Below are 3,298 nucleotides of genomic sequence, written 5' to 3' on the forward strand. Positions count from 1 at the left end.
GGCCGGGTTATCATGTGAATGCCACAGCTTCGGCGGTGTGCTTGAGCCCCGCTACATTGTCGGCGCGGAACCACTTGACCAGTGAGCTATTACGCACTCTTTCAAGGGTGGCTGCTTCTAAGCCAACCTCCTGGTTGTCTATGCGACCCCACATCCTTTACCACTTAGCACACGCTTAGGGGCCTTAGCTGGTGATCTGGGCTGTTTCCCTCTCGACTACGAAGCTTATCCCCCGCAGTCTCACTGCCACGCTCTCACTTACCGGCATTCGGAGTTTAGTTGACTTCAGTAAGCTTGTAGGCCCCCTAGGCCATCCAGTGCTCTACCTCCGGCAAGAAACACGTGACGCTGCACCTAAATGCATTTCGGGGAGAACCAGCTATCACGGAGTTTGATTGGCCTTTCACCCCTAACCACAGGTCATCCCCCAACTTTTCAACGTTGGTGGGTTCGGCCCTCCACGCGGTCTTACCCGCGCTTCAGCCTGCCCATGGCTAGATCACTCCGCTTCGGGTCTAGGACACGCGACTGAACGCCCTATTCAGACTCGCTTTCGCTACGGCTCCCCCACACGGGTTAACCTCGCCACGTATCACTAACTCGCAGGCTCATTCTTCAAAAGGCACGCCGTCACCCCACACTCGCGTGTGGACGCTCCGACGGATTGTAGGCGCACGGTTTCAGGTACTATTTCACTCCCCTCCCGGGGTACTTTTCACCTTTCCCTCACGGTACTAGTCCGCTATCGGTCACCAGGGAGTATTTAGGCTTACCAGGTGGTCCTGGCAGATTCACGGCAGATTACAGGAGTCCGCCGCTACTCGGGAACACACCAACACAGACCCGCGATTTTCGCCTACCGGACTCTCACCGTCTACGGTGCCGCTTTCCAGCGAACTTCGACTAACCACGAATTTTCTGACTGTGCGACCGGTCAGCAGCCCGATCAAGACATGTCCCACAACCCCGCACACGCAACCCCTGCCAGGTATCACACGTGCACGGTTTAGCCTCATCCGCTTTCGCTCGCCACTACTCACGGAATCACAATTGTTTTCTCTTCCTGCGGGTACTGAGATGTTTCACTTCCCCGCGTTCCCTCTACCCGCCCTATGTGTTCAGGCGGGAGTGACACCACATGACTGGTGCCGGGTTCCCCCATTCGGACACCCTGGGATCACAGCTCGGTTGACAGCTCCCCCAGGCCTATCGCGGCCTCCCACGTCCTTCATCGGCTCCTGGTGCCAAGGCATCCACCGTACGCCCTCAGCAACTTGACCACAAAAAAGCTATAAAGATGCTCGCATCCACTGTGCAATTCTCAACCAACACCAAACCCACACCTCTTTATCAGCCACAACCTCGCCGGCTACGCCGACCGGTATTGCGACAGATGTGGATCTCGTCTGAAAACAACCCCGTATCGCTACGTTGGTTGTTTCAGGACCCAACAGGGTGCCTGTGTGATCTCCCAACCGCATCCAATCGCCGTTCCACGCCCACAAGTGAGCAGTACTAGGACACATGAACCGTTGTCAGGAAGTCTTCGCCAGTGTCTCCGCCATATGAGCACCCTGTCGACACATTCGGTCGACCATGGGCTCCTGTCACCTTTCGGTGAAGGTTGCTCCTTAGAAAGGAGGTGATCCAGCCGCACCTTCCGGTACGGCTACCTTGTTACGACTTCGTCCCAATCGCCAGTCCCACCTTCGACGGCTCCCTCCACAAGGGTTGGGCCACCGGCTTCGGGTGTTACCGACTTTCGTGACGTGACGGGCGGTGTGTACAAGGCCCGGGAACGTATTCACCGCAGCGTTGCTGATCTGCGATTACTAGCGACTCCGACTTCACGGGGTCGAGTTGCAGACCCCGATCCGAACTGAGACCGGCTTTTTGGGATTCGCTCCACCTTACGGTATCGCAGCCCTTTGTACCGGCCATTGTAGCATGCGTGAAGCCCTGGACATAAGGGGCATGATGACTTGACGTCATCCCCACCTTCCTCCGAGTTGACCCCGGCAGTCTTCGATGAGTCCCCGGCATAACCCGCTGGCAACATCGAACAAGGGTTGCGCTCGTTGCGGGACTTAACCCAACATCTCACGACACGAGCTGACGACAGCCATGCACCACCTGTGAACGCCCCCGAAGGACACAACATCTCTGCTGCTTTAGCGCCCATGTCAAACCCAGGTAAGGTTCTTCGCGTTGCATCGAATTAATCCGCATGCTCCGCCGCTTGTGCGGGCCCCCGTCAATTCCTTTGAGTTTTAGCCTTGCGGCCGTACTCCCCAGGCGGGGCGCTTAATGCGTTAGCTGCGGCACAGAGAACCGGAGAGGCCCCCCACACCTAGCGCCCAACGTTTACAGCGTGGACTACCAGGGTATCTAATCCTGTTCGCTCCCCACGCTTTCGCTCCTCAGCGTCAGTATCGGCCCAGAGACCCGCCTTCGCCACCGGTGTTCCTCCTGATATCTGCGCATTTCACCGCTACACCAGGAATTCCAGTCTCCCCTACCGAACTCAAGCCTGCCCGTATCAGCTGCAAGCCCACAGTTGAGCTGCGGGTTTTCACAGCTGACGCAACAAGCCGCCTACGAGCTCTTTACGCCCAATAAATCCGGACAACGCTCGCGCCCTACGTCTTACCGCGGCTGCTGGCACGTAGTTGGCCGGCGCTTCTTCTCCAGGTACCGTCACTTGCGCTTCGTCCCTGTCGAAAGAGGTTTACAACCCGAAGGCCTTCATCCCTCACGCGGCGTCGCTGCATCAGGCTTCCGCCCATTGTGCAATATTCCCCACTGCTGCCTCCCGTAGGAGTCTGGGCCGTGTCTCAGTCCCAGTGTGGCCGGTCGCCCTCTCAGGCCGGCTACCCGTCGTCGCCTTGGTAGGCCATCACCCCACCAACAAGCTGATAGGCCGCGAGCCCATCCCAGGCCGAAAAAACTTTCCACACCCCACGATGCCGTGGAGAATGAATATCCGGTATTAGCCCCCGTTTCCGAGGGTTATCCCAAAGCCTAGGGCAGGTTACTCACGTGTTACTCACCCGTTCGCCGCTCGAGTACCCCGAAGGGCCTTTCCGCTCGACTTGCATGTGTTAAGCACGCCGCCAGCGTTCGTCCTGAGCCAGGATCAAACTCTCCAACAAAATCTGGAAAATCAGTCCTGGCAACAAACAATCGTTTGTCACCAAAGGAATCCTCGGACACGACAACAAAGCCATGTCACGGGGTCAATCAATTGGCACTGGCTTAACAAGCACCCTGTTGAGTTCTCAAACAACCAACACACACC

Annotated in this window: 2 rRNA genes; both read right to left on the reverse strand. The window is 57.3% G+C overall.

The window, feature by feature from the left end:
* Window positions 1-1,280: ribosomal RNA gene (locus tag ABZ321_RS58135) — 23S ribosomal RNA — on the reverse strand; the annotation flags it as partial.
* A 355-nt stretch (window positions 1,281-1,635) separates the two neighbouring features.
* Window positions 1,636-3,152: ribosomal RNA gene (locus tag ABZ321_RS58140) — 16S ribosomal RNA — on the reverse strand.
* Window positions 3,153-3,298: the final 146 nt, after the last annotated feature.

It is taken from the genome of Dactylosporangium sp. NPDC006015 (assembly GCF_040614215.1).
In the GTDB taxonomy this organism is placed as follows: Bacteria; Actinomycetota; Actinomycetes; order Mycobacteriales; family Micromonosporaceae; genus Dactylosporangium; species Dactylosporangium maewongense.